This is a genomic window from Gemmatirosa kalamazoonensis, from assembly GCF_000522985.1.
Taxonomy (GTDB): Bacteria; Gemmatimonadota; Gemmatimonadetes; order Gemmatimonadales; family Gemmatimonadaceae; genus Gemmatirosa; species Gemmatirosa kalamazoonensis.
This window is the reverse complement of record NZ_CP007128.1, coordinates 1538028-1564188: the sequence shown is the minus strand read 5'-3', so window position 1 is coordinate 1564188 and position 26161 is coordinate 1538028. Positions and strand designations below refer to the sequence as shown.

Sequence of the window (26161 nt, the reverse complement as noted above, 5' to 3'; positions counted from 1 at the left end):
CGAGGAGCAGACCATGAGAGCACGGATCACGTACACGCTCGCGGCGACGCTCGTCGTCGGCGCCCTCGCGTCGACCACGGCCGGGGCCCAGAGCGGCGCCCAGACCGACACGCGCTGGCGGGCGTTCGTCGGCTGCTGGCAGCCGGTGTCGCCGGACAACGCCATCACGACGACGGACGACGCGAAGGCGATGCGCGTCTGCGTCGTGCCGAGCGGCGGCCCGTCCGAGGTCGACGTCATGAACGTCGTGAACGGCAAGGTGGCCGAGCGCACGCACGTCGACGCGACGGGTGCGAAGCACGAGATCGGCCGCGAGGGATGCACCGGGGTCGAGAGCGCCGAGTGGTCGGCGGACGGCCTGCGCGTGTACCTGAAGGCCGACCTCACCTGCGACGGCGTGAAGCGCTCGACGAGCGGCATCCTCGCGTTCGCGCCGAGCGGCGAGTGGCTCGACGTGCAGGGCGTGACGACGGGGAAGAACAGCGGCGTGCACGTCACGCGCTATCGCCCGGTGACCGACCTCGCGGGCCTGCCGGCCGAGGTGACGAGCCGGATCTCCGGCGCCGCGCTGGCGGTGAGCACCGCGCGCGGCGCGGCGGCGGGCCCGATCGGCCCCGAGGACGTCACCGACGCGGTGAAGCACGCGCAGACGCCGGTCGTCGAGGCGTGGCTGCTCGAGCGCGGCCAGGGCTTCGCGCTCGACGCGAAGGACCTCGTGTCGCTCGCCGACGCGGGCGTGCCGGGGAGCGTGACGGACCTCATGGTGGCGCTCACGTTCCCGAAGACGTTCGCGATCAACCGCGGCTCGCGTGACGCCGACCTGCTCCGCCCGTCGAACGCGTCGCAGGGGAACGTCGTGAGCGGCCGGACGATCCCGGTGTACATCGACCCGTACGGCTACTCGCCGTTCGGCTGGGGCGCGTACGGGTCGTACTACTCGCCGTATGGCTACCGGTACGGCTACGGCAGCCCGTACGGGTACCCGTACGGCGGCTACGGCTACGGCTACAGCGGCCCGATCATCATCGTCCGCAACGGCGACACGCCGGCGACTCCGAGCACGAACCCGCGCGTCGTGCGCGGCCAGGGCTACACGGAGAACCGCTCGGAGCCGTCGGTGTCGCGCGGCAGCGGGTACACGAACGCCGGGTCGAGCAGCTCGTCGGGCAGCTCGTCGGGATCGTCGTCGACGCCGTCCAGCTCGACCGGCTCGAGCAGCTCGGGCGGCGAGCGCACCGCGCACCCGCGGGTGCCGTGACGAGCGCCCAACGACGTTAGGCAGCGCACGCGACGGCGGCTCGGGATCGAGCCGCCGTCGGCGTTTTCACCCGTGGACGACGCGGTTCACCGGGTTCACGCGGCCGCCGTGCGCTGCGGGTTCCACGTGTGCGTCTCGTCGCGCGCCTCGCGGCACCAGGCATAGAGCGCGTCGTACAGCACGAAGCCGTGGCGGAGCATCTCGTGGTCGTCGCGGAAGAGGCGCGACAGGCCGAGCGAGATCGCGAGCAGCCCGGCCGCCTGCGGCGCGAGGTCGAGCCGCGCGGTGTCGGCGCCGCGCACGATGGTCGCGATCGTGTCGAGCGCGGGATCGTCGACGGCGTACTTCGCGAGGAACGCGTCGAAGCTGCAGCGCGGGCCGTCGTGCGACAGCTCCACGCCGTCGACGTCGAACGGGACCGCGCCCGTGCGCGCCGCCTCGGACGCGACGTCGTCCGGCGGCACGAACAGGAACTCGGCTTCCGCGTCGATGAAGCGCGCGACGAGCCACGGGCAGGCGACGCGGTCGATCTTCGGGTGCTGGCGCGTGATCCACTGCATGGCGCGACCTCCGATGGGTGGGCCTCAGGTGCCTAACACGAGCGCGACGCCGCGGCCGAGCGCGCACGCCCGCTCGTAGATCACGGCCGCGGCGGCGACGTCCTCGAGCGCGGTGCCGGTGCTGTCGAACACCACGACCTCGTCGTCGCGCAGGCGGCCGGGCCGGCGGCCGCTCACCACGTCGGCGAGCTCGCCGCGCACGTCGTCGCGCCGCATCGCACCGGCGTCGAGCGCGTGGTGCAGGTCGCCGATCGCGGCGCACTGCGCGAGCACGTCGACGACGACGGCGCTCGACGCGAGCAGCGCGGGCGTGAGCTCCTGCTTGTCCTCCGCGTCGGCGCCGACGGCGGCGACGAACGCACCGGCGCGCACGTCGCCCGCGTCGAGCAGCGCGCCGCGCGCGGTGGTGCACGTGACGACGACGTCGCTCGCCGACGCCGCGGCGCGGTGGTCGGCGGCCACCTCCACGGGGATCGCGAGCGCGCGCGACAGCTCGTCGGCGAACGCGCGCGCCGCGGCCGCATCGTGGTCGCACGCGTACGCGCGCGCGAGCGGCCGCACCCGGGCGAGCGCGCGGAGCTGTGCGCGCCCCTGCACGCCGCAGCCGACGACCGTCACGGTGCGCGCGTCGACACGGGCGAGGTGCCGCGCGGCGACGGCGGTCGCGGCGGCGGTGCGGAGCGCCGTGAGCGCGCCGGAGTCGAGCAGCGCGAGCAGCGAGCCGTCGGCGGCATCGTGCAGCGCGACGACGCCCTGGATGGTGGGGAGCCCGCGGCCCGCGTTGCCGGGGAAGTTCGCGTTCACCTTCGCGGCGTAGTACGGCCGCCCGCGCCGCAGCCCGGCGACCTTCACGTGGAAGCCGCCCTCGGCGGCGCGCGTCCCGAGCACACCGGCCGGCAGCACGTAACCCGCGGCGTGGGCGCGGAACGCGTCCTCGACGGCGTCGATGCACGCGTCGAGGTCGAGCAGGGCGACGACGTCGGCGCGCGTGAGGACGAGCGTGTGCGCTTGCGTGGGCGGCATCGAGCGCGGGTGCGGGGCCCCCACGATGATACAAGCGTATCATCCGCGCAAGAGGGCGACCAGCGCGGCCACGACGTCGGGCACCGGACGCTCGCCGTCGATCCAGGCGATCCCCTCCTCCGGCGCCGGCTCCTCGAGCGTCGCGAGCTGGCTGTCGAGCAGCGATGGGGGCGCGTAGTGGCCGACGCGCGTGGCGAGCCGCCGCGCGAGCTCGGCGCGGCTCACGTGCAGATACGCGAAGCGCACGGCGCCGCTCGGCGCGTCGGGCGGCACGAGCGCCTCGCGGTAGCTGCGGCGCAGCGCCGAGCAGGCGAGCACGAGATGGTCGCCGCGGGCGAGCGTGGCGCGCACGGCCTCGCGCAGCGCGGCGAGCCACGGCGCGCGGTCGGCGTCGGTGAGCCCCTCGCCCCGCCGCATCTTCTCGACGTTCGACGCGGGATGGAACGCGTCGGCGTCGGCGAACGGCCAGCCCAACGACTCGGCCAGCCGCTCGCCCACGGTCGTCTTGCCGGCGCCGGCCGGACCCATGAGCACGACGACGTTCGGCGCCACGGGAGATGCCTAACGACTACGGCGTCGCCCGATCGTAGCCCTGGCGGATGCGCTCGGGGCGCTGGATCAGGTTCTCGACGAGGAACTCCATGCGGCGGTTCGCGTTCAGGCTGCTGTGGCCGAGGTCCGGCCCGGCCTGCAGCTCGAAGCTCTTGCCGGCGGCCTGCAGCGCGCGCACGAGCTGCATGGTGTTGTTCGTGTGGACGTTGTTGTCGAGCGTGCCGAAGTAGAGCATGAGCCGACCGCGCAGGTTCTTCACGTACGTCATCGCCGCGCCCTTGTCGTAGCCCTCGGCGTTCTCCTGCGGGATCCACATGTACCGCTCGGTGTAGATCGTGTCGTAGTTGCGCCAGTCGGTCGGCGGCGACTCCGACGAGGCGACGGCGAACACGTCGGGGTGGCGGAGGATCGACATCACCGCCGAGTAGCCGCCGTACGACGTGCCGTAGATGCCGACGCGGTTGCGGTCGACGTACGGGCGGCCGTAGAGCGCCTTGATCCCCTCGGCCATGTCGTCGATCTCGGTCTGGCCGAGCTTCATGTAGATCGCGTCGAGCGCGCGGCGGCCGAGCCCCGGTGCGGCGCGCGACGACAGCGAGACGACGATGAAGCCGTACTCGGTGAGCGGGTTGCCGGCGCTGAACGTCTCGGTGGGCACGTTGCTCCCCGACTCCGGGCCGCCGTAGACCGCGGTGAGCACCGGGTACTGCTTCGACGGATCGAAGTTCGACGGGAACCAGATCTCGCCGTAGAGCGTCGTCTTGCCGTCGGCGGCGAGGTAGCTGTACAGCTCCGCCTTGCGGATGCCGCGCTGCTCCATCTGCGATACGTCGCTCGTCGCCAGCTCGGCGACGGCCTTCCCGGACGCGGCATCGACGAGGCGCGACACCGGCGCCCGGTCGTGCGTCTGCGCGACGTCGACGAAGAACCTGCCGTCGGGCGACACGTCGACCTGGTGCGCGAAGGCAGCATCGGTGAGGCGGCGGTCGCCGGTGCCGTCGAGCCTCACGCGATGGAGCTGCGTCTTCAGGTAGTTGTCGCCGTCGCGCGCGAGGTACCAGAGCGCGTTCGCGCGCTCGTCGACGCGCACGATGCCCGCGGCCTCGAACGGGTTGCGCGTGAGCGTCTTCAGCAGGCGGCCGTCGAGATCGTACAGATAGTAGTTCTTGAAGCCGGTGCGCTCCGACTCCCAGATGAACCGGTTGCTGTCGGCGAGGAAGCGCATCGTGGGATGGTTCTCGAGCCACCCGGTGGGCCACTCCTCGTGGATGATCGCGCGGCACGCGCCGGTCGCCGCGGAGCAGGCCGCGAGCTCGAGAACGTTCTGGCGGCGGTTCGTGCGGTGGATGAGCAGATCCTTTCCGTTAGGCGCCCAGCGCACGTCGTACACGTAGTGGCCGACGACGTCGTTCGTGAACGGCTTGCCGTCGCGCACGTCGATCTTGCGGCTCTGCTTCGTGGCGACGTCGTACACGTACAGCTCGACGACGGGGTTCGGCACGCCGGGCTTCGGGTACGCCTCGACGTCGAGCGTCGTCTGGAGCTTCGTCTCGTTCTGCGTGATGTAGAAGTCGGGGACCTGGCTCTCGTCGAACCGGAAGTACGCGAGCCGGTCGCCCGACGGGCTCCACCACATCGCCGTGGTCTGGCCGAGCTCCTCGCCGTAGACCCACGACGCGGTGCCGTACTTGGTGCGCGTCTTCTCGCTGCCGTCGGTCGTGACCGCGACCTCGTTCGCGCCGGCCGCGTCGCAGACGTAGACGTTGCGGTCGCGGTAGTGGGCGAGGAGCTTGCCGTCCGGCGAGGCGGCGACCGGGCGCTGGCGCCCCCGCTCGGGCGGCGGGAGCATCGCGCCGCCGCAGCCGCGCATCGGCTCCCCGCCCCCGCGACCGAGGAACGGCGGGGGGCCGGCCGGCGTGGCCGCGGCGTCGCCGGCGAGGGTGCTCCTCGTCTTCGACGCGAGGTCGAGGCGGTAGCGCGTGCCGCTCGCGGCGTAGTCGAGGAAGCGCCCGTCGGCCGACCAGGTGACCCCGCTCGGTGGGACGACGCCCCGTCCGCCCGCAGCGCGCCCGAAGCCGAAGCCGCCGAGGACGCTCCCGAGGCGCACGGCGCCCTGGTAGGACGGGAGCATCTGCTGGTAGCGGTCGTAGCCGGGCATGGACGGCAGCCGGTCCTGCGCGCCAGCGCCGGTGGCCACGAGGGCGAGGAGGGCGACCGAACTTGCGTGGAAGCGACGCGGGGACATGCGCGCGGATCTCCTGTGGGCACGGAAGGGGGGGACGGCGGCGAGCCGTGCACAAGGATACGCGCCGCCGGGGTCTCGCGTTCAGCGGCCGGCGAGGGCGATGAGGCCGAGGAGCAGCGGCCCGTGGACGACGAACGCCGCCGGGAGGAGCGCGGCGAACGCGCCGGGGCTCACCCACCGCTCGCGCGCGGCGCGCCACAGCAGCCACGCGCATCCGGGCAGGTTGAGGGCGAGCGCCGTCACCAGACCGGGAGAGTAGCCGCGGAGCACGACCACCGCGGCGGCGACGTGCGACGCGACGTTCACGAGCAGCACCGCCGCGACGAGCAGGGCGAGCCACCGCGCGCCGCCCGATCGGGGCCGCCGCTCCGCCCACAGCACGACGGCGACCGGCACGACCGTCGCCGCGCCGAGCGCGACGAGCAGCTGCCGCTCGGTGATCGACGCGGCGAGCGGGGCGAGCACCGGCGGCACCCGCGCGCGCACCGCGGGCAGGTAGTGCCCGAACGTCAGCGCCTCCTCGGCGTTGTGGAGCGGCACGAGGGCGGCGAGGATCCGGAGCGGCGGTCGACGCGGCACGGTCACGGCTCCTAACATACGTCCATGACGATTCCCATCATCCTCGGGCTTGTCGCGCTCCTCCTCGTGGTGGTGCTGGCGACGACGATGCGCGGCCGCGGCACACCGACGGCGGCGGGGCGGCAGAGTGGGCTCATCGTGATCGTGCTGCTCGTCGGCGCTGGACTCGTGTTGTACTACGTGTTCGGCCGCTGATCTCGTTGCGGCGCCGATGCCGGCGGCTGCGATACGGCGCTGCCGGTGCTGCGCGATGTTGCGCAAACGACGCTCAAATCGCTGAACCACGCAGTACGGCGCCGTGCCGCGATGTGAGACGTCGTTCGCGCATCATCGCGCCTCATCGTGAGCGCCGTATCGCCGGCGCCGTCCCGGCGCCCGTCAACCCTTCCCCTTCGTCCTCGTGTCTCTCCATCGTCGCGACTTCCTGAAATCTTCCGCCGCCGTTGCGGCGGCCACCGCGCTCGGCGCGCGCGAAGTCACCGCCGCGGCTCCGAGCGCTCCGCCGACTGCCCCGGGCGACCCCGCGATCCGCGAGCTCGCCATGAAGGCGCTCGACGCCGCGCGGGCCGCGGGCGCGGACTACGCCGACGTGCGCGTCGGACGGTACCGGTCGCAGTTCGTCGCCACCCGCGAGCGGCGCGTGCAGGGCATGGCCGACTCGGAGACCGTGGGCGTGGGCGTGCGCACGCTCGTCGGCGGCGCATGGGGGTTCGCGGCGACGCGCGAGCTGACGGCGGACGGCGTGACGGCCGCGGCGCGACAGGCGGCGGCGCAGGCGAAGGCGAACCGCTCGGCGCTCGTGCGCCCGGTGACGCTCGCCCCGGTGACGCCGACGCCTAACGGCGAGTGGGCGAGCCCGATCAAGGTCGACCCGTTCACCGTGCCGGTCGCCGACAAGGTCGCGCTGCTGCTCGCCGCGAACGAGGCGGCGCTGAAGGCGGGCGCGCGGTTCGTCAGCTCGGCGCTCAGCTTCCTGCGCGAGGAGAAGACGTTCGCGTCGACCGACGGCACGTTCACCGTGCAGACGCTCTTCCGCGCGTCGCCGAACATCAACGTCACCGCTGTCTCGTCGGACAACTCCGACTTCCAGTCGCGCAACTCGGCGGAGATCGCGCCGCGGGGGCTCGGCTACGAGTACGTCACCGACAGCGACCTCGTCGCGGCCGCCGGGCGCTACGCGGCGGAGGCGCAGGAGAAGCTGAAGGCGAAGCCGGTGGACGTCGGGCGCTACGACCTCGTGCTGCACCCGTCGAACCTGTGGCTCACGATCCACGAGAGCGTCGCGCACCCGACGGAGCTGGACCGCGCGCTCGGCTACGAGGCGAACTACGCGGGGACGAGCTTCGTCGCGCCGCCGGAGAAGGTGCTGGGCACGATGAAGTACGGCTCGTCGCTCATGAACATCCAGGCCGACCGCTCGCAGGTCGGGTCGCTCGCCGCGTGCGGGTGGGACGACGAGGGCGTGAAGCCGGAGACGTACACGATCATCAGGAACGGCGTCGTCGTGGACTATCAGACGACGCGCGAGCAGGCACCGTACCTCGACTGGTGGTACAAGAAGCAGGGGAAGGCGGTGCGCTCGCACGGGAACTCGTACGCGCAGTCGTGGAGCGACGTGCAGTTCCAGCGCATGCCTAACGTCAGCCTCCTGCCGGGCGACAAGGAGCAGTCGTACGAGGACCTCATCGCGGCGACGGACCGCGGCATCGCGATCGTCGGCGACGGGTCGTTCTCGATCGACCAGCAGCGCTACAACGGGCAGTTCTCGGGACAGGCGTTCTACGAGATCCGCGGCGGCAAGATCGTCGGCATGCTGAAGGACGTGGCGTACCAGTTCCGTACGCCGGAGTTCTGGGGCGGCATGGACATGATCGGCGGCAAGGCGAGCTACTTCCTCGGCGGCGCGAACAACGACGGGAAGGGACAGCCGGCGCAGGTGAACGCGGTGAGCCACGGGTGCGTGCCGGCGCGCTTCCGCAACGTCAACGTCATCAACACGGGGAGGAAGGCATGAGCGGGCCGAAGTCGCTCCTCACGGCGGCGGCGGCGCCCCGCGTGCTCTCGCGCGACGAGTGCGAGGCGATCGCGAAGAAGCTGCTGTCGTTCGCCACGGCCGACGAGACGAGCGTCAGCGTCGGCAGCGGCACGCGCGGCAACACGCGCTTCGCCGTGAACCAGATCTCGACGTCGGGCGACGCGTTCGACGCGAACGTGAGCGTGCGCTCGTCGTTCGGGCGCCGCTCCGCCGCGGCGGTGACCAACGCGTTCGACGACGCGTCGCTGAAGGCGGTCGTGGAGCGCGCCGAGGCGCTCGCGCGGCTCGCGCCGGAGGACCCGGAGTACGTGCCGCTGTTGGGCCCGCAGGAGTACCGCGACACGCCGGGCTGGGTGGATTCGACGGCGGGCCTCGACCCCGCGGCCCGCGCGGCCGCGGTGCGCGCGGTGACGGAGCCGGCGCGGGCGGCGGGGCTCACCGCGACGGGCTTTCTGGAGACGAACGCCGGCGCGACCGCGCTCGCGAACTCGAAGGGGCTGTTCGCGTATGCGCGACAGACGCGCGTCGCGATGACGACGACCGTGCGCACGGCCGACGGCACCGGCTCGGGGTGGGCGGGGGGCCAGGCGAACGACTTCACGCGGCTCGACCCCGCCGCGTTAGGCCGCACGGCGATCGACAAGGCGCGCCGCTCGGTGAACCCGGTGGCGATCGAGCCCGGACGCTACACGGTAGTGCTGGAGCCGACGGCGGTCGGCAACCTGGTGCAGCTCATCGCCGGTGCGCTGAGCGCGCGCGCCGCCGACGAGGGACGCTCGTTCATGTCGAAGCCCGGCGGCGGCAACAAGATCGGGCAGAAGGTGGTCGACGAGCGCGTCACGATCGTCTCCGACCCGTACGATCCTGCGGCGCCGGGCACGCCGTTCGCCGGCGACGGGCTGCCGACGCAGGCGATCACGTGGATCGAGAACGGCGTCGTGAAGAACCTCGCGTACGACCGCTACTGGGCGCAGAAGACGGGACACGCGCCGACGGGCGGCGGCTTCGGCGCGGGGCTCCGCATGTCGGGCGGCGACGCGTCGCTCGAGGATCTCATCGCCTCGACGGAGCGCGGGCTGCTCGTCACGCGCTTCTGGTACATCCGCCCGGTGGATCCGCGCACGATCCTGTACACGGGGCTGACGCGCGACGGCACGTTCCTCATCGAGAACGGCAAGATCACGAAGGCGGTGAAGAACCTGCGCTACAACGAGTCGCCGATCTTCCTGCTGAACAACCTCGAGGCGATGGGCCGGCCGGTGCGGGTGAGCGCGAGCGAGGACGGGAGCCCGGGGCCGGCGATCGTGGTGCCGCCGGTGAAGGCGCGCGACTTCAACTTCACGTCGCTGTCGGACGCGGTGTAGCCGTTCGTTCGAACCGCAGAGGACGCAGAAGGCCGCAGAGGACTGCGCATGATGTCCTCTGCGGCCCTCTGCGTCCTCTGCGGTTCATCACACCGTCGCTTGCGGTGCAAACGCTCCGAGGCCATAGATTGTCTATCCCATAGGCCATCTATGACCACACCGAAGCGCGAGCTGCTCCCCGGCACGCTCGACATGCTCATCCTGAAGACGCTCACCGTGCAGGCGATGCACGGCTACGGCATCGCGCAGGAGCTCCAGCGCCGCTCCGACGACGTGATCCGCGTCGAGGAGGGGTCGCTCTACCCCGCCCTGCAGCGCATGCGGCAGAAGGGATGGATCACCGCAGCGTGGGGGCAGACGCCGAACAACCAGCGCGCGCGCTACTACACGATCACGCGCGCCGGCCGCAAGCAGCTCGGCGAGCAGGAGGCGGGGTTCGCGGAGCTGATCGCCGCGATCCAGCAGGTCCTGGGATCCACCTGACACCCTCGAGGCGCACGATGCGCGAATGGCTGACGCGGGGCCGCGACTGGCTGCGGCGCGACGCGCTGGACGCGGAGCTCGACGAGGAGCTGGCGTTTCACCGCGCGCAGCTCGAGCGCGATGCGCGCGCCGCGGGGGCGAGCGCGGACGAGGCGGCGTGGGCCGCGCGCCGAGCGTTGGGCAGCACGCTGCGCGCGAAGGCCGCGGCGCGCGAGCGGTGGTCGCTTCCCGCGCTCGACCGCGTGCTGCACGATGTCCGCTACGCGCTGCGCGGGCTCGCGCGCTCGCCCGGCTTCACGCTCGCCGTGGTCGTCACGCTCGGCCTCGGCCTCGGCGCGAACGTCGCCATGTTCGGCGTGGTCGACCGGCTGCTCTTCCGGCCGCCCCCACTGCTGCGCGACCCGGCGACCGCGCACCGCGTCTACGTCTACGTCACACGGCGCGGCGAGGAGACACCAGGCGGCGGCTCGCAGTACGCGCGCTACCGCGACGTCGCGACGTACACGCACTCGTTCGCCAGCGTGGCCGGCTACGCGCTGCGCGAGATGCCGATCGGCACCGGCGACGCGACGCGCCAAATGCAGGTGGGTGTGGTGAGTCCGAGCTTCTTCGGCTTCTTCGATGCGGCGCCGACGTTGGGGCGCTACTACACGGAGGCCGAGGACCGCCCGCCTTCCGGCGCGCCGGTGGTCGTGCTGAGCTACGCGTTCTGGCAGACACGCTACGGCGGCCGCCGCGACGTGTTGGGCACCACGCTGCCGATCGGATCGACGACCTACACGGTGATCGGCGTCGCGCCGCGTGGCTTCGTGGGACTGTGGCCCGACCAGCCGCCGGCCGCGTTCGTGCCGCTCGCCGCGTACGCCGCCTCCGAGGGGCCGCGGCTGACGGCGAGCTGGTGGACTTCCTACGGCTGGGGGTGGATGTCGACGCTGGCGCGGCGCAAGCAAGGCGTGTCGACGGCCGCGGCGAACGCGGACCTCACCAGCGCGCTGCGACGCAGCTTCGAGGCGGCCCGCGAGCAACAGCCGGGGTCACCGCCGCTGAGCGAGCTGCGCCCGCGCGGCGAGGTGGGATCGATCCTGTTCTCGCGCGGGCCCAACGCGTCGCCCGAGTCGAAGGTGGCGACGTGGGTGGCGGGGGTGTCGGGCGTCGTGCTGCTCATCGCGTGCGCGAACGTCGCGAACCTGCTGCTGGCCCGCGCGCTGCGCCGCCGCCGCGAGATCGCGCTGCGGCTCGCGCTCGGCGTCACGCGCCGCCGCCTGCTCGCGCAGCTGTGGACGGAGTCGATGCTGCTCGCGGTGCTGGGCGGCGCGGTGGGGCTCGCGGTGGCGCACTGGGGCGGGGCGGTGCTGCGCGCCCTGCTCCTCGAGAAGAGCGAGGCGCCGGCGGGGATGCACGATCCGCGCACGGTGTGGTTCGCCGCGGGGGCAGCGCTCGCCACCGGCGCGCTCATGGGGCTCGCGCCGATGGTGCAGGCCGGGCGCGTGCGGCTCACGTCGGATATCCGCGCGGGCGCGCGCGGCGGGATCGCGCGGCGCGAGTCGCGCCTGCGATCGGTGCTGCTGGTGGTGCAGGGCGCGCTGTGCGTGTCGTTGCTCGTCGGCGCGGGGCTGTTCGTGCGCAGCCTTCGCCACGTGCAGCAGGTGCGACTCGGCTACGACGTGGACCCGGTGCTGCTGGTGGACCTCAGCATGCGCGGGCTCAAGCTCGACAGCGCGCGCATGGTGGCGCTGCGCGGCCGGCTGCTCGACGCGGCGAAGGCGACGCCCGGCGTGCAGTCGGCGAGCCTGCGGATCTCGGTGCCGTTCTGGGACTACCGCAACCAGTCGCTGTACGTCGAGGGGATCGACTCGGTGGCGCGGCTCGGGCAGTTCTACTACAACGCGGTGGGGCCGGAGCACTTCGCGACGGTGGGCACGCGCGTGATCCGCGGCCGCGCGATCGAGCCCGGCGACCGGGACGGCGCGCCGCGCGTGATGGTGGTGAGCGAGTCGATGGCGCGCGTGCTGTGGCCGGGGAAGGATCCGTTAGGCCGCTGCGTGCGGCTGCGTGCGGACACGGCACCGTGCACGCAGGTGGTCGGCGTGGCGGAGAACATCAAGGCCGACGAGCTCGGGGCCGAGCCGGACTTCCACTACTACTACGTGCCGGCGGCGCAGTTCGCGCCGCAGACCGGGGGGCTGTTCGTGCGCGTGCGTGCGGACGCGGCGCGGATGCGCGAGACGCTGCGGGCGCGGCTGCAGCGCGAGATGCCGGGCGCGTCGTACGTGACGGTCACGCCGTTCTCGGACGCCGTGGGCGAGCGCAAGCAATCGTGGCGGCTCGGCGCGACGATGTTCGTGGCGTTCGGCGCGCTCGCGCTCGTGATCGCGGCGGTGGGCCTCTACAGTGTGATCGCCTACGACGTCGCGCAGCGCGCCCACGAGCTGAGCGTGCGGGTCGCGCTCGGCGCCCGCGCGCGCGACGTGGTGCGGCTCGTCGTGGCGCGCGGCGTGTACTTCGCGCTCGCCGGCATCGCGTTGGGCGCCGGCGCGGCGCTGCTCGCCGCGCGCCGGCTGCAGCCGCTGCTGTTCGAGCAGTCGGCGACGGATCCGTCGGTATACCTGGCGGTCGGCGCGGCGCTGCTGCTCGTCGCCGTCGCGGCGAGCGCGTCGCCGGCGCTCCGCGCCTCGCGCGCCGATCCCAACGCCGCGCTGCGTACGGAGTAGAGCATTCGTAGTGCTCCGCTCGAATTGAACCGCAGAGGACGCAGAGGGCCGCAGAGGACTGCCTCTTTGAATTGAAGTTGACGTTCTCTTCGACAGGTTCGAGGTGACAGGCGAGTACTCTGGGGATCCAAGGGCGATGTAGAGGATCTCGAGATCTTTTCAATCGCACTTGGATCCCCAGGGTACTCGCCTGTCACCTCGCCCCATCGGTGTTCTCTGCGGCCGGCGTGCCTAACGTCTGACGAAGCGCACGTTCCGCGCGCGCTCGCCCGCGCTCACGAGCATGTCCGTGACCCGGCCATGCCGGTCGCGGGCGAAGCGGAGGAACAGCCCGCCCGCGCGGAACGCGTCGTCGAACGCGGGGACCGCGCGGGCGGAGTCGCCGAGGGCGGAGCGCAGCACGATCGCGGAGTCGGCGCCGCCCGGGGGGTCGACGCGCCAGGTGACGCCCAGCTCGTCGCTCGCGTACGTGCCGGTGTACTTGCGCCAGTCGCGCGTGCGCACGGGGGCGACGCGGCCGTACGCGCTCGGCGGCGCGCCGGGAATCTCCAGGCGCAGCGTGTCGGCGGCGCGCGAGAGCGCCACGGCCGACGGCGTGCCGGTGAGCTGGAACCGGCCGGCGCCCAGCGGCGCCAGCTCCACCGAGTCGGTGGGCCCGCGCAGGTAGTACAACTTTCCGCCGCGCGCCGAGATCGATCTGACGGTCATCGTGCGGTCGTTGAAGAACGCGCCCGCGTAGCGATCGACCGACTCCGCGCTCGCCGGGGCGACGACGGTGGGAGCCGCCGCGACGGCGGGCCGGTCGGCGGCGACGAGGTCGGGGAGGAACACGTCGGCGACCTGACGCGCGAGCACGCTGGCCGACTTCGCGTTGTCGTTGCACAGCACGGCGACGGAGAACCGTCGCGCCGGCATGCGCAGCAGGTGCGTGTTGTAGCCGCCCAACGAGCCGCCGTGCTCCACGATCGGCTCGCCGCGATAGACGCCGTGCTGCAGCCCCGCGCCGTACGCGATGGTGGTGCCGTCGCGCAGCCGGCCGCGCATCGCCTCGAGCGTGAGCCACTCGGCGCCGCCCACGCGCGGGTCCCAGAAGTTCCCCTCCCACCGCGCCAGGTCCTCGACCGTGGAGAATAGGCCGCCGTCGCCGACGACGTCGAAGTACGGCACGGCGAGCCGGTAGCCGCCGCCCGCCGCACGCGCGTAGGCGAGCGCGCGGTCCTTCACGAGCTGATCGTGCCGGTCGCGGAACTGCGTGGACGTCATGCCTAACGGCCCGAAGATGCGCTCGCGCGCGAAATCGCGCAGCGACTTCCCCGACACGCGCTGGACGACGATCGACAGCAGGACGTAGCCGGTGTTGCTGTACGAGTACTGCTCGCCGGTGGGGAAGTTCAGCGCGCGCTGCTTCGCGACGGTCTCCAGGAACTCGGCGATCGTGATCGGGTGGTCGTCGAGGCCGCGCAGCGAGAACAGCGCGAGGTAGTCGCGCAGCCCGCTGGTGTGCGTCATGAGATGGCGGAGCGTGATCGGCGCGCCGTAGCTCGGCAGCTCGGGGACATACTTCCTGACGTCGTCGTCGAGCGACAGCTTGCCGTCGAGCACGAGCAGGTCGATCGCCGCCGCGGTGAACTGCTTCGACACCGACGCGAGATAGAACGGCGTCGATCGCGTGATCGGCACGTCGTGCTCGAGGTCCGCGGTGCCGTAGCCGCGCGCGAACAGCACCTCGCCGCTGCGCGCCGCGGCGACGGCGCAGCCGGGGGTCGACGGCGTGGCGAACGCGAAGATGGAGTCGACGCGCGCGTCGACGGGCTGCGCGGCGACGGCGGCCGGCAACAGCAGGGCGAGGACGAGGCGGTGGCGCATCGGCCGACGCTACCGCCGCGTCCCGTCACCCGCAATCGGTCACAGGTAGCTGAGCCACGGCGACCGCCGCTCCGCGCGCACGCGAGCGAACCAGCGACACGGGAAGTACAGCGCCGTCACGCAGAGCGCGAACACGAGATAGAGCAGTGGCAGCGGCCACGTGTAGCCGGCCGGCTGCTGGCCGGGCGCCATGGGATGGTTCGTGAAGAGCCACGGGTCGACGCGCCCCTCGCGGACGAGCGACACAATGCACGCGGCGACGTGGATGAGCGGGATGTGCAGCAGGTAGTAGAACAGCGGCACACGACCGAACGTCGCGACGACGTCGGCGACGCGTCCGCGCGCGCGCTCGGCGAGGCCGACGCCGACGAGGATCGGGCCCAACGTCATGAGCAGGAAGAGCAGCGACGCGGGATACTTGCTGGTGGCGAGGAACGCGAGCGCCGCCGGCATGCGGCTGCCGTGCCACGGCCGCGGGTCGCCGTAGACGTCGAGCGCGCGCAGCGCCAGGAACGCCGCCGTGAGCGCGAGGCCGAGTCGGAGACAGATCGCGCGGCGCCGCTCCGACGGCAGCCGCGTCACCGCGCCGAACGCGTAGCCCGCCATCATGACGCCGATCCAGGGCACGATGACGAACAGCACGAGCAGCGGGGTTCCCCGCACCGGGCCGCCCTCGTACACGATCGGCGCGAGCGGGCCGGATACCCGTCCGATCGCCGGGCCGAGGAGGTTGTGCAGCGCGATGATGCCGACGCCGATCGCCGCGTTCGCGCGCAGCGGCAGGTGCACGCACGCCGCCATGAGGATCATGCACCAGCCGAGCATCCAGATCACGCCGGCCAGCATGTAGTGCGACCAGTCGGCGTTGAACGTCCACGCGAGGCGGATGACGGTGAGCTCGAGGAGCACGAGCCACGCGCCGCGCGTGAGCAGGAAGCGCGACAGCGCGCCCTTGCTCGCGAGCTTCTCGCCGTGCAGGTACGCCGACGTGCCGGCGAGGAACACGAACGCCGGCGCGACGAAGTGCGTGATCCAGCGCGTGAAGAAGATCCCCGGTGTGGGCCCGCCCGCGGGGAGGCCGGAGTAGACGCGCACGTGGTCGATCGCCATGAGGATCATGGCCACGCCGCGCACGACGTCGATCGACATGACGCGCTCGCGCCGCGTCGCGGCGGGGACGGGCTCGACGTGCGGGTCGTAGGTCGCCGGACGGGATCCGAGTGCGGTCGCCATGGCTTCTCCTCTTTGCTCGGTGGGCTCACACGGAGGCGCGGAGAACGCGGAGAACTGCAACACACTCGTGTTGGTTTTCTCCGCGATCTCCGCGGCTCCGCGTGAGACGCCGTTCGTCGCGTTTCCGCGTGGGATGATGCGCCCCGTCCGTCCCTCGGCCAGACCCGTGTCCGCGAGCGGCGCTCGGCGTGCAGCGAGCGGTCAGCCCGACGATCGTCGGATCGCGTCGACCACGACCTCGCGCCGCCGGCGGCTCACCGGCACGCGCGTGCCGTCGCGCAGCACGAGCACCGTCTCGCCCGACGACTCGGCGCGCAGCTCACGCACGCGGTCGATGTTGACGATGGCCGAGCGGTGCGCGCGGACGAAGCGCGACGCGTCGAGCCGCTCGGCGAGCGAGGCGAGCGACTCGCGCAGCAGGTGACGGCGGCCGCGCGCGTGCACCGCGGCGTAGTAGTCGTCGGCCTCGATCCAGTCGATCTCGTCGAGATCGAGCAGCAGCTCGCCGCCGGCGACGGGGACGAGCAGCCGCCGCGGCGTGGGCGCCGCACCGCGCAGCCGCTCGCGTGCGCGCTCCATCGCGTCGAGGAACCGCGCCTCCTCCACGGGCTTCACGAGATAGTCGAGCGCGCGGGCGTCGAACGCGCGCACGGCGAACGTGTCGTACGCGGTGAGGAACACGACCGCCGGCACGAAGCCCGGACCGAGCTCGCGCAGCACGCCGAAGCCGTCGAGCTCCGGCATCTGCACGTCGAGGAACACGAGGTCGGGGCGGCACGCGCGCAGCACGCGCAGGGCCTCCTCGCCGTTGCGCGCTTCGGCCACCACCGTCACGTCGCGGTGCGGCGCGAGGAGCTGGCGCACGCCGCGGCGCGCGAGCGGCTCGTCGTCGGCGATGACCGTGCGGATCACGTGCGGTTCGATAGGTGCGAGATTGGAGGCGAGTACAGCAGGGGATCCTGCGATCCTCTCGATCTCGGGATCCCCATGGGTACTCGTCTCATGCCTGCGACCTCGCGAGCGGCAGGCGAATCGTCGCCAGCGTGCCGCCGCTCGCCGCACGCCCGATCTCCAACCGCGCCGCGTCGCCGAACATCGTCTCCAGCCGCGCGCGCACGTTCGCGAGACCGACGCCGGCGCCGGCGGTCGCGGCGTCGTAGCCCGGCCCGTCGTCGCGGACGCCCAGCAGCAGCGTGTCGCCCTCGACGTGCGCGGAGATCTCGATGGTGCCCGCGTCGGCGCGCCCGGCCACGCCGTGTCGCACGGCGTTCTCGACGAGCGGCTGCAGCACGAACTCGGGCACGAGCGCGTCGCGCGCCGCGTCGTCGACGGCCCACTGCACCCGCAGCCGATCGGAGAAGCGCACCTGCTCGATCGCGAGATAGCGCTGGAGGAAGCGCAGCTCCTCGTCGAGCGGCACCTGCTGGCGTGGCTCGCCGTGCAGCACCTGGCGCAGCACGCCGCCGAGCAGCTCGAGCATGCGCGACGCGGCCTGGGTGTCGTGGTCGCGCACGAGCACCTGGATCGCGTTCAGGCTGTTGAACAGGAAGTGCGGGTTGAGCTGCATGCGCAGCGCGCCGAGCCGCGCCTCGGCGAGCTGCTGGGCGAGCCGCGCGCGCTGCGCCTCGCGCTCGCGCGCCTCCACGAAATACGTGAACGCGTAGACGCAGCCGAGCACCGTGAAGTACATGAACACCGACCACGGCACGCTCGTGAGCACCCAGCTCGCGTACGCGCCGCGCATGTCCCGCGGGTCCGCCGGGTAGTGATGGATCGCCGCGCCGAGCAGCACGCCTAACGACGCCCAGCCCACGCAGAGCGCGGCCGCTCCGGCGGCGTGCGCGGCGACGGCGCGTCCGATCCGGTCGCGGCGCAGCGGGAAGCGGCGCGCGAGCACGTACGTGATCGGCGTGAGCGCGCCGAGGAACAGCCACTCCGCGCCCTGGAACACGACGTCGCCCCAATCGACGCCGGGGCGCGCGTCGAAGCGCTGCTTGGCCCACGTCTGGAGCGCGTCGAGCACCGCGGGCACGACGCACGCGGCCGCGATGAGCAGCCAGTACGGGCGCGGCTTCGGCGCATCGGCCCCTGGGCTCACGGGCTCACGCTCGCCGCGAGGGCGTGCCAGCCCGCGAAGCCGTGCACCGCGGCCACGAGGCGCCGCGCGTCGTCGAGCGTCAACGTGTCGAGCGGCGCGGCGGCGGGGTCGTCGCCCAGCCGGCGGCGCACGAAGCGTCGCACGCGCGCGGTGCGCTCGGCGAGCGGCGGCCGGTCCCAGAGCAGCGGGCGGCGCCCCTGGAACAGGTCGATCATCGTGTCGAGCGGCGCGCCGTCCGCGCTGTGATACGCGGCGACGAGATCGCGCGCCTGCGCCTCGTAGAACGCGAGGTCGCGTGCGGGGAGCGGGCGGCCCGCGGCGACGTCGCGCAGCAAGCGCACGACGTCGTCGTGCCCGCGGCGCGTCGCCCAGGCGAGCGGCGTCGCCCACGGCGGGTCGTCGGGGAGCTCGAGCCGCGCGCCGCGCCGGAGCAGGAGCTCGGCCATGCGCGCCTGGCCGCTCCGCGCCGCCCAGGCGAGCGGCGTGGAGCGCCACTCCGCGTCGCGCGCGTGAATGTCGGCGCCGTGGTCGAGGAACAGCGCGGCGCTCTCGACGTCGCCGTGGTCCGCGAAGTCGTGCAGCGGCCTCCGGCGGAGCCAGTTCGGTCGGTTCGGGTCCATGCCGTGCGCGAACAGCAGCTCGGCCATCGCGCGCGGCCGCGACACCGTGACACGCGTCGCGAGGTCGGGACGATGGCCCAACAGCAGCCGCACGAACGCCTCGTGCGCGTGCGATGCGGCCTCCCTCAGTGCATCGGGGTCGTCGGCGAGCGACGGGTCGCGGTCGATGAGCGCCGCCGCCGCATCGACGTCGTCGTACATCGCGAGCACCGACATCGAGCGGCGGATGCCGGTGGCGACGATCTGCTCGTACGTCAGCGTGCGATGCTCGCGCACCTCGAACGGGATCTCCCACGTCGCGCCGTGCGACGCGAGCAGCTCCAGCATCCGGAGATCGCCGGCGCGGATGGCGATCCACACCGCGTCGGCCGAGCTCTCGACCGGGGCGTCGGGGTTCGCGCCGTGCTCCAGCAGCAGCGTCGCGATCTCGTGGTGGCCGTTGAACACGGCGGCGTACAACGCGTGCCCGTTGGGCGCGATCCCTTCCTCGGGGAGATTCGGATCCGCGCCGTGCGCGAGGAGCAGCTTCACGATCTCCAGATGCCCACCGGCCGCCGCGTTCGTGAGCGGCGCGCCCGCGCCGGAGTAGCCGGACCAGTACGCGTCCACGCGGCTCACGATCTTCGGGTCGGCGTCGACGAGCGCACGAACGCGTGCGAGATCGCCCTTCGCCGCGGCCATGCCGATGTCGACCGTCGCGCCGCGGGCGACGAGATGGCGATAGACGTCGTCGGGCGTCGTGGTGACGTGATCCGGCACGTCGCGCCACCCACGATGGAAGTAGTCGCCGTTCGTGAGCTGGATCGGCCGCGCGTGGTCCGTGCGTGCCGCGTCGACGTCGGCGCCGCGCGCGAGCAGCTCGTCGATCAGGTCGAGCTGGCGCGTCATCACCGCCCAGTGGATCGGCTGGTTGCCGCGTCCATCACCGGCGTGCAGCAGCTCCGGCGACGCGTCGAGGAGCCGTCGCACCTCCGCCCGGTCGTACGCCCGGATCGCGGCCGCGACGGCCTCGCCCCTCGCATCGGCGCCGTGCCGCGCCAGATCGCGCTCGAGCAGCGCGGCCATCTCCGTGTAGCCGCGGTCGCGCGCCATCTCCAGCGCGTCGCCGAGCAGGATCTGATTCGCACCGTGGTCGAGGAGATACGCCGCGACCTCGAGGCGGTTCTCGCGCACGGCGAACGACAGCGGCGTGCGGTACTCGTAGTGCGCGCGGACGAGCGACGGGTCCCTCGCGACCAGCGCGCGTACGGCGTCGAGATCGCCGCGCATGCAGGCGACGAACATCGCCCACACGTCGACGCCCGCGCCGGGCGACCAGGGCCACGGCTCCGGCCCCTTCAGCGCGTCGGGCTGGATGAGCGTCGTCATCGGCGGCTCCACTCGGTGAGGCCGGAGAACTTACACCGCGGCCCGGGCCGCTCGCGACGATCGCCCGCGGGCCCCATAATGGAGCGCCCTCCACACGGACCGGTTGCCATGCCGCGCCTGTTCCCCGCGCTGCTCGCGCTCGCGCTCCTCCGCCCCGCCGCGCCGACCGAGCGCGCGACGCCGAACGACAACCGCGCGAGCGCGGGCACGCTGCGCTCGGGCGTGCTGACGGTCAACCTGGAGGCGCGCGCGATCGAGTGGCGCCCCGACGGCGACGACGCGCCGGGGATCGCCGTGCGGGTGTTCGCCGAGGCGGGAAAGCCGGCCAGCGTGCCGGGACCGCTGCTGCGCGTGCCGGAGGGGACGGAGATCCGCGCGCTCGTGCACAACGCGCTCGACGCGGCCATCGTCGTGCACGGCCTGTCGACGCGCGGCGTGCCGTTAGGCCCGGCGGACACGATGCGGGTCGGCCCCGGCGAGACGCGCGAGGCGCGGTTCGTCGCGGGCGCACCGGGGACGTATCGCTACTGGGCCGCGACGAGCTCGCCCACGATCGGCGGCCGATCGGGCGCCGACTCGCAGCTCGGCGGCGCGTTCGTCGTCGACCCGCGCGGGACCGCGCCGGCGGCCGACCGCGTGCTCGTCATCACGCTGTGGCAGCAGGACGCGGACGCGGCGGGCATCACCGGACGGTCCGACGTGCTGCGCTTCGCGATCAACGGCCGGTCGTGGCCGAACACCGAGCGGCTCGCGTACACCGAGGGCGACACGGTGCGCTTCCGGCTCGTGAACCTGTCCGCCGCGGTGCATCCGATGCACCTCCACGGCTTCTACTTCGACGTCGAGAGCCGCGGCGACGGCACGCGCGACAGCACCTACGACGCCGCGGGCTCGCCGCACCTCGCCGTGACCGAGCGGCTGCCGCCCGGGCGCACGTTCACCATGCGCTGGGTGCCGGAGCGCGCGGGGAACTGGCTGTTCCACTGCCACGACAACTTCCACGTGCTGCGCAACCGGCCGCTCGACGGCACGCCGCTGCCGCCGGAGCAGGCGGTGCACACGCACGACCACACGCGCGACATGATGGGCGGGCTGGTGATGGGGATCGCGGTCCGCCCGCGGCCCGTCGTCGCGGTGGCGGCATCGGCCGAGGCGTCGCCGCGGCGACGGCTGCGGCTCGTGGCGCGCACCGACTCCGGCGGCACGGACGCGGAGCCGGCATACGGCTACGTGCTGGAGGAGGGTGCGCGCACGGTGCCTAACGGCGGTCCGCTGCTGCCCGGCCCGACGATCCTGTTGAAGCGTGGCGAGCCGGTGAGCATCACGGTCGTGAACCGGCTCCGCGAGCCGACGGCGGTGCACTGGCACGGCATCGAGCTGGAGAGCTACTACGACGGCGTGGCCGACTTCTCCGGCACGCCGGGGCACATCGCGGCGGCGATCGCGCCGAGCGACTCGTTCGAGGCGCGCTTCACGCCGCCGCGCGCGGGGACGTTCATGTATCACCCGCACGCCGACGAGGTGCGGCAGCAGCAGGCCGGCCTCTCCGGTGCGCTGCTCGTCGTCGACGATCCGGCGGCCTACGACGCCGCGCACGACGTGATGGTGCTCATCACCGTGCCGCGCCGCGACGCGGACCGCGACCGGGTGCTGCTGAACGGCAGCCTCGCGCCCTCCGCGCGAGAGCTGCGCGTCGGCGAACGCTACCGGGTGCGCGTCATCAACATCCACCCGTACCGGCCGAGCATGATCGCGCGAGTGCTGCGCGACACCGCAGCAGTGACGTGGCGCGCGGTGGCGAAGGACGGGCGCGACCTGCCGCCGGACCAGGCCACGGTGCGTCCCGCCGTACAGCAGATCGGGAACGGCGAGTCGTACGACTTCGAGCTGGTGCCTAACGAGCCGGGCGACCTGCGCGTCCTCGTCACGACGGGGACCGGCGTGCCGCTCGCGTCGATGCCGATCCACGTGCGTTGATCGAAGGAAAGGACCATGCCCATCGTCGGACACCGCATCCTCGCGCTGACGGCACTCGTCTCGCTCGCCACCGCGTGCCGCGACGCGGCCGCGCCACGGACGCCCTCGGAAGGCGTCGCGCCGACGGTGCCAGCGCCACCGCCCGCCGCGACGACGGCCGATGCGGCGATCTATCTCGCGAGCGCGGACGGCGGAGCGCCCACGCTGCTCACGCGCGGCTACGACCCGGCGTGGGCGCCGGACGGCCGCCGGCTCGCGTTCCACCGCGGCGCAGGCGCCTACGGCTCGGTCTACGTCATCGATGCCGACGGCGGCGGCGAGCGCCGACTCGGCGACGGCTATCAGCCCTCGTGGTCGCCCGACGGCAGCCGCATCGCGGTGACCGGCCCCGAGGGCATCACCGTGCTGCGCGCCGACGGCTCGAGCGTCACGACGATCGTCCGCCACGGGTTCGCGGCGGAGCGGTACCGCGCCGTGAGCACGGCCGTCGGTACGCCGGTGTGGTCGCCCGACGGCCAGCGGATCGCGGTCATGCTGTTCGACGTGGACCACGGGTCGTCGCTCGAGATCCTCGTCGTGAACGCCGACGGATCGGACCTGCGCGTCGCCGTCGTCGCGCGCGCCGAGACGGGCGGCCCGAGCAAGCCCGCGTGGTCGCCGGACGGGACGCGTCTCGCCTACTCGAACTGGGAAGGCGGGGCGGGCCTCACCGTGCACGACCTGCGGGGCGGCGCGGCCGACGTCCGGTTCGCCGATCCCGCCGGCGTCGGATACGTCGACGCCCCCGCCTGGTCCCCCGACGGCGCCACGCTCGCGTTCACCATCCCCGTGCCGTCCGGGGGCCACGAGATCTGGAGCATGCCGGCGGCGGGGGGCAGCGCGCGGCTGCTCATCCGGGATGGCTCGAGCCCCGCGTGGTCGCCGGACGGGGCCCGCATCGCGTTCGTTCGTTAGGCGAGCTCGCGCCCCTGCGTCTCCGGGATCCACACCCACGCGACCGCGCCGAGCAGGAACGCCGCCCCGGCGACGGCGAACGCCGTGCCGAAGCCGCGCGACGCGGCGAGCGTGCCGACGGTGAACGGCGCCGCCGCGCTCGCGACGCGCCCGAGGTTGTACGTGAACCCCTGCGCCGTGGCGCGGATCGCGGTCGGGTAGATCTCCGCCGTGACGGCGCCGAAGCCGCTGTAGTAGCCCGTGCCGAAGAACGCGACGAGCGGGCCTAACAACAGGAGCGCCGGCGGGCTCGCGACGGCGCCGTAGAGCGGCAGCAGCACGCTCGCCGCGAGCAGGTAGGTGACGTAGACGCGCTTGCGCCCGACGGCGTCGGAGACGTAGCCGAACGACACGTAGCCGAGCCACATGCCGACCTGCATGGCGACGACGAACCACGACATGGTGCGCGTGCCGAGCCCCACGCCGCCCTGCGCCGTCGGGAGCGACAGGTAGGCGGGGATCCACGAGTTGAGCCCCCACCAGCCGAACAGCGCGCACGCGTTCATGAACGTGACCGCGGCCGTCAGGCGGCGCATGGGGCCGCGGAACATGTCGGCGAAGCGCGGCCGCACGGCGCCGACGGGCGCGTCGCGCCGCGCGCGCCACACCGCGGGCTCCTCGACGTTGCGCCGCACCCAGAGCGTGAGCAGCGCGGGCGCGACGCCGACGAAGTACACCGTGCGCCACCCCCACCGCGGCAGCACGAGCCCCACGACGACCGCCGCGGCGGCGAAGCCGATGGCCCACGAGCTCTGCATCATGCCTAACGCGCGACCGCGGTGCCGCGCCGGCCACGTCTCGGCGACGAGCGCCGCGCCGCTCGCCCACTCGCCGCCCATGCCGAGTCCCAGCAGCACGCGAAAGAGCGCGAACTGCCAGAGCGTGGTGGAGAGGCCGCACGCCGCGGTGAACACGGAGTAGAGCAGCACGCTCGCCATGAGCGCGCGGGTGCGCCCCCAGCGGTCGGCGACGTGGCCGAAGACGAGGCCCCCGGCCGCGCCGCCGAGCAGCGTGATGGAGCCCAACGCGCCGGCCTGCGCCTTCGTGAGCCCGAGCTCCGCGATGACCGCGGCGAGCGTGAGCGAGAACAGCATGACGTCGAACGCGTCGAGCGCCCAGCCCAACGACGCCGCGACGAGCGCCCGGCGCGCGGCGCGGTCGCCGGCGCGCCACCAGCCGAGCGCGCCCGCGTCGACGACGGGTGCCGGCGCGGCGACGGCTACTTCGGCCATCCGGTCTGCGGCAGCCGACGCGTGATGCGCAGCGCGTTCGCGAAGTAGACCTTCCTCAGCACGGCGTCGGGGAGGTCGATGCCGTAGAGCTTCCAGAACGCGTGGTACGGCCGGTAGTAGTCGAAGTAGTCGTCGCGGGTCTCGAAGACGCGCCAGTAGTACGGGTACTCCTCCGGCTGGAACGAGTCCTTGCCGAACAGGATGCGGTCCTGGTACTTGACGAAGAAGTCGTGCGCGGCGCGCGGCTGGCGGCCGATGTCGTACAGCACGGCGCCGACCTCGGTGTAGACGTTAGGCATCGCGTCGAGCATCTTCGCGAGCCGCGGCAGGTCGTTCGCGTGCCAGCCCATGTGCGCGGCGACGAACGTCGTCTTCGGGTGGCGACGGAACAGGTTGTCGCGCTCCGTCATGAGCTGCTCGAAGCTCGGGAAGCGGTCCTGCGGGTAGCGTCGCTCCGGGAACAGCGACAGCTCGAGCCACCGCTCGTTCGTGTAGTCGATCGGCTGGAAGAACTCCTCCGGATCGGCCGTGTGGATGAAGACGGGGAGGCCGAGCCGCGCGCACGCGTCCCAGATCGGGTCGAGCTCGGGGTCGTCGATCTTGAGACGCGATCCGTCGGGCTTGCGGATGGAGAGGCCGAACGACTTCGAGATCTCGCCGACGCCGACCGCGCCGGCGGCGACGTCGGCCTCGAGCTGCTTGATCGCCCGGTCCGCCCACCCCGGTCCGACGTTGCGGAAGTCGATGCCGGCGAGCACGCGCACGCGATCCTTGTGCGGCGACGCGGCGATCGCGGCGAGCGCGCGCGTGAGCCGATCGCCGCTCATGTTGTCGGCGGCGACCATCATGCGCACGTTCAGGCTGTCGAGCGAGGCCACGAGCTGCGCGACGCCGTCCGCGCTGCCTAACAGTCCCTGCGGGTGGCCGTGGAAGTCGATCGCCGGATACTTCGCGCGCGGCACCAGGTGCGCCGCGGTGACGAGCGTGGAGCGCGGCCGGTAGTCGAGGATGCTCGGCGGCGCGGCCTCGGGGGCCATGCAGTTGTTCGGCCGGATCTCGGTCGTCCCGGGCGGGCACTGCTCGCCGGGCTTGATCGGCGTGCCGCGCCGACCGCCGGGGCCGCGATTGCCGGCAGGCGGTTGGCCAGCCGGCGGTTGGCCGGCAGGCGGCTGCGCGGACGCGGACGTGGCGAGCGTGAGAGCGAGCAGACCGACGATCGAACGGCGCATCGAGGCTCCGGAGGGTGACGGGTGGGATGCGGCAATATGGGGGTGGTACCGGGGACGGGCATCCCTGCCGTGCTTGCCTCGTCAACTGCTTTCTTATCACAGAGGACACGGAGGACACAGAGAAAACCAACTTCTCTTGAAGGGTTCTCCTCCGTGTCCTCTGTGTCCTCTGTGGTTCAAAAAGAAGAGGCAGTCCTCTGCGGCGCTGTGCGTCCTCTGCGGTTCACACACCGCGGAACTCAGCGCACCGGCACCAGCCCGCTCGCGTGCATCGCCCCGCTCGCGTCGGGCGGGCCGTCGATGTCGATCTCGGTGGGATAGTCGAACGTCGGATCGAAGCGCACCGCGCGCAGCGTGCCGGCGCTCGCGGACCGCGCGGCGTCGTCGAACAGCTGGTCCACGGTCGGCCACTGCGTCAGCGGCGCGTCGAGCGGCTGCCCGGTCGACGCGTCGGTCGCGGCCTGCACCACGCCGTCGCGCACCTGGACGCGCACCGGGATGCCGGCGTACCTGATGAAGAACCCCGTCAGCTCGTAGTCGTACCGGTACGACGTGACGGCGTGCGCGGTCCATCGGGCGCGGTGCAGCGCGATCTCGTCGCGCGGGCTCGTGGCGTCGCGGCAGCCGAGGAGCGCCGTGGCGACGAGGGGAAGGCATGCTCGCATCGTTCCGCTCCCGGGTGACGGAGTCGTTCCGGGCATTACCTGCTCCACCGGTGCGGCAGTCACCGCGCGG

Annotated in this window: 21 protein-coding genes; 8 read left to right on the top strand and 13 right to left on the bottom strand. The window is 72.8% G+C overall.

From position 1 onward, the window contains the following. The first annotated feature begins 13 nt into the window (after positions 1–13). On the top strand, positions 14–1258 hold the full coding sequence (locus tag J421_RS06865; protein WP_025410435.1) for a hypothetical protein: 1245 nt from the start codon (positions 14–16) through the stop codon (positions 1256–1258). Positions 1259–1353: 95 nt separating this feature from the next. Here J421_RS06865 and J421_RS06860 read toward each other — a convergent pair whose 3' ends face one another. The 5 genes from J421_RS06860 to J421_RS06840 form a co-directional block, all read right to left on the bottom strand. Further along, complete coding sequence (locus J421_RS06860) at positions 1354–1818, bottom strand: chromate resistance protein ChrB domain-containing protein (protein ID WP_025410434.1); 465 nt, start codon at positions 1816–1818, stop codon at positions 1354–1356. A gap of 24 nt (positions 1819–1842) precedes the next feature. Continuing rightward, complete coding sequence (locus tag J421_RS06855; protein ID WP_025410433.1) at positions 1843–2841, bottom strand: ornithine cyclodeaminase family protein; 999 nt, start codon at positions 2839–2841, stop codon at positions 1843–1845. Positions 2842–2880: 39 nt separating this feature from the next. Next, positions 2881–3393 carry a gluconokinase gene (locus tag J421_RS06850; RefSeq protein WP_025410432.1) on the bottom strand — a complete coding sequence of 171 codons (513 nt, stop codon included), beginning with the start codon at positions 3391–3393 and terminating at the stop codon, positions 2881–2883. Between the two features lie 16 nt (positions 3394–3409). After that, positions 3410–5638 (bottom strand): DPP IV N-terminal domain-containing protein, encoded by a 2229-nt coding sequence (locus tag J421_RS06845; RefSeq protein WP_104022343.1) that lies wholly within the window; start codon positions 5636–5638, stop codon positions 3410–3412. Between the two features lie 81 nt (positions 5639–5719). Further along, a complete protein-coding gene (locus tag J421_RS06840; RefSeq protein ID WP_158508670.1) occupies positions 5720–6217 on the bottom strand; it encodes an HXXEE domain-containing protein in 498 nt (165 codons plus the stop codon). Positions 6218–6241: 24 nt separating this feature from the next. On the opposite strand from J421_RS06840, the gene J421_RS32630 reads away from it, so the two are divergent. The 5 genes from J421_RS32630 (at position 6242) to J421_RS06820 (ending at position 12810) form a co-directional block, all read left to right on the top strand. Continuing rightward, positions 6242–6412, top strand: a complete 171-nt coding sequence (locus J421_RS32630; protein WP_158508669.1) for a hypothetical protein — start codon at positions 6242–6244, stop codon at positions 6410–6412. A gap of 205 nt (positions 6413–6617) precedes the next feature. Then, positions 6618–8231: a TldD/PmbA family protein gene (locus J421_RS06835; RefSeq protein ID WP_025410429.1), complete on the top strand. Its 1614-nt coding sequence runs from the start codon at positions 6618–6620 to the stop codon at positions 8229–8231. Further along, positions 8228–9616, top strand: a complete 1389-nt coding sequence (locus J421_RS06830) for a TldD/PmbA family protein (protein ID WP_104022342.1) — start codon at positions 8228–8230, stop codon at positions 9614–9616. Before J421_RS06835 ends, J421_RS06830 begins: the two co-directional genes overlap by 4 nt. Positions 9617–9766: 150 nt before the next feature. Then, the gene (locus J421_RS06825) at positions 9767–10099 is read left to right on the top strand and encodes a PadR family transcriptional regulator (protein ID WP_025410427.1); all 333 of its coding nucleotides are present in this window, start codon (positions 9767–9769) and stop codon (positions 10097–10099) included. A gap of 17 nt (positions 10100–10116) precedes the next feature. After that, entirely contained in the window at positions 10117–12810 is a 2694-nt protein-coding gene (locus tag J421_RS06820; RefSeq protein WP_025410426.1) for an ADOP family duplicated permease, read from the top strand. Positions 12811–13041: 231 nt separating this feature from the next. On the opposite strand, the gene J421_RS06815 is transcribed toward J421_RS06820, so the two are convergent. The 5 genes from J421_RS06815 to J421_RS06795 all read right to left on the bottom strand — a co-directional run bounded on the left by J421_RS06815 (position 13042) and on the right by J421_RS06795 (position 19995). After that, the gene (locus J421_RS06815) at positions 13042–14676 is read right to left on the bottom strand and encodes a serine hydrolase domain-containing protein (RefSeq protein ID WP_025410425.1); all 1635 of its coding nucleotides are present in this window, start codon (positions 14674–14676) and stop codon (positions 13042–13044) included. Positions 14677–14715: 39 nt separating this feature from the next. After that, positions 14716–15909, bottom strand: coding sequence for an acetyltransferase domain-containing protein (locus J421_RS06810; RefSeq protein ID WP_025410424.1), 1194 nt, complete (start codon positions 15907–15909; stop codon positions 14716–14718). Positions 15910–16110: 201 nt separating this feature from the next. Beyond that, a complete protein-coding gene (locus tag J421_RS06805; RefSeq protein WP_025410423.1) occupies positions 16111–16821 on the bottom strand; it encodes a LytR/AlgR family response regulator transcription factor in 711 nt (236 codons plus the stop codon). Between the two features lie 88 nt (positions 16822–16909). Then, on the bottom strand, positions 16910–18007 hold the full coding sequence (locus J421_RS06800; RefSeq protein ID WP_025410422.1) for a sensor histidine kinase: 1098 nt from the start codon (positions 18005–18007) through the stop codon (positions 16910–16912). Next, complete coding sequence (locus tag J421_RS06795) at positions 18004–19995, bottom strand: ankyrin repeat domain-containing protein (RefSeq protein WP_025410421.1); 1992 nt, start codon at positions 19993–19995, stop codon at positions 18004–18006. Before J421_RS06795 ends, J421_RS06800 begins: the two co-directional genes overlap by 4 nt. Before the next feature lie 108 nt (positions 19996–20103). On the opposite strand from J421_RS06795, the gene J421_RS06790 reads away from it, so the two are divergent. Then, positions 20104–21972 carry a multicopper oxidase domain-containing protein gene (locus J421_RS06790; RefSeq protein WP_025410420.1) on the top strand — a complete coding sequence of 623 codons (1869 nt, stop codon included), beginning with the start codon at positions 20104–20106 and terminating at the stop codon, positions 21970–21972. A 15-nt stretch (positions 21973–21987) separates the two neighbouring features. After that, positions 21988–22926: a PD40 domain-containing protein gene (locus tag J421_RS06785; protein WP_025410419.1), complete on the top strand. Its 939-nt coding sequence runs from the start codon at positions 21988–21990 to the stop codon at positions 22924–22926. Here J421_RS06785 and J421_RS06780 read toward each other — a convergent pair. The 3 genes from J421_RS06780 to J421_RS06770 form a co-directional block, all read right to left on the bottom strand. Beyond that, complete coding sequence (locus J421_RS06780; protein WP_025410418.1) at positions 22923–24197, bottom strand: MFS transporter; 1275 nt, start codon at positions 24195–24197, stop codon at positions 22923–22925. The two genes, J421_RS06785 and J421_RS06780, sit on opposite strands and share 4 nt — an antisense overlap. Further along, complete coding sequence (locus J421_RS06775; protein WP_025410417.1) at positions 24185–25426, bottom strand: amidohydrolase family protein; 1242 nt, start codon at positions 25424–25426, stop codon at positions 24185–24187. The genes J421_RS06780 and J421_RS06775 overlap by 13 nt, the downstream gene beginning before the upstream one ends. Before the next feature lie 239 nt (positions 25427–25665). Continuing rightward, positions 25666–26091 (bottom strand): DUF6174 domain-containing protein, encoded by a 426-nt coding sequence (locus J421_RS06770; RefSeq protein WP_025410416.1) that lies wholly within the window; start codon positions 26089–26091, stop codon positions 25666–25668. Positions 26092–26161 lie beyond the last annotated feature (70 nt).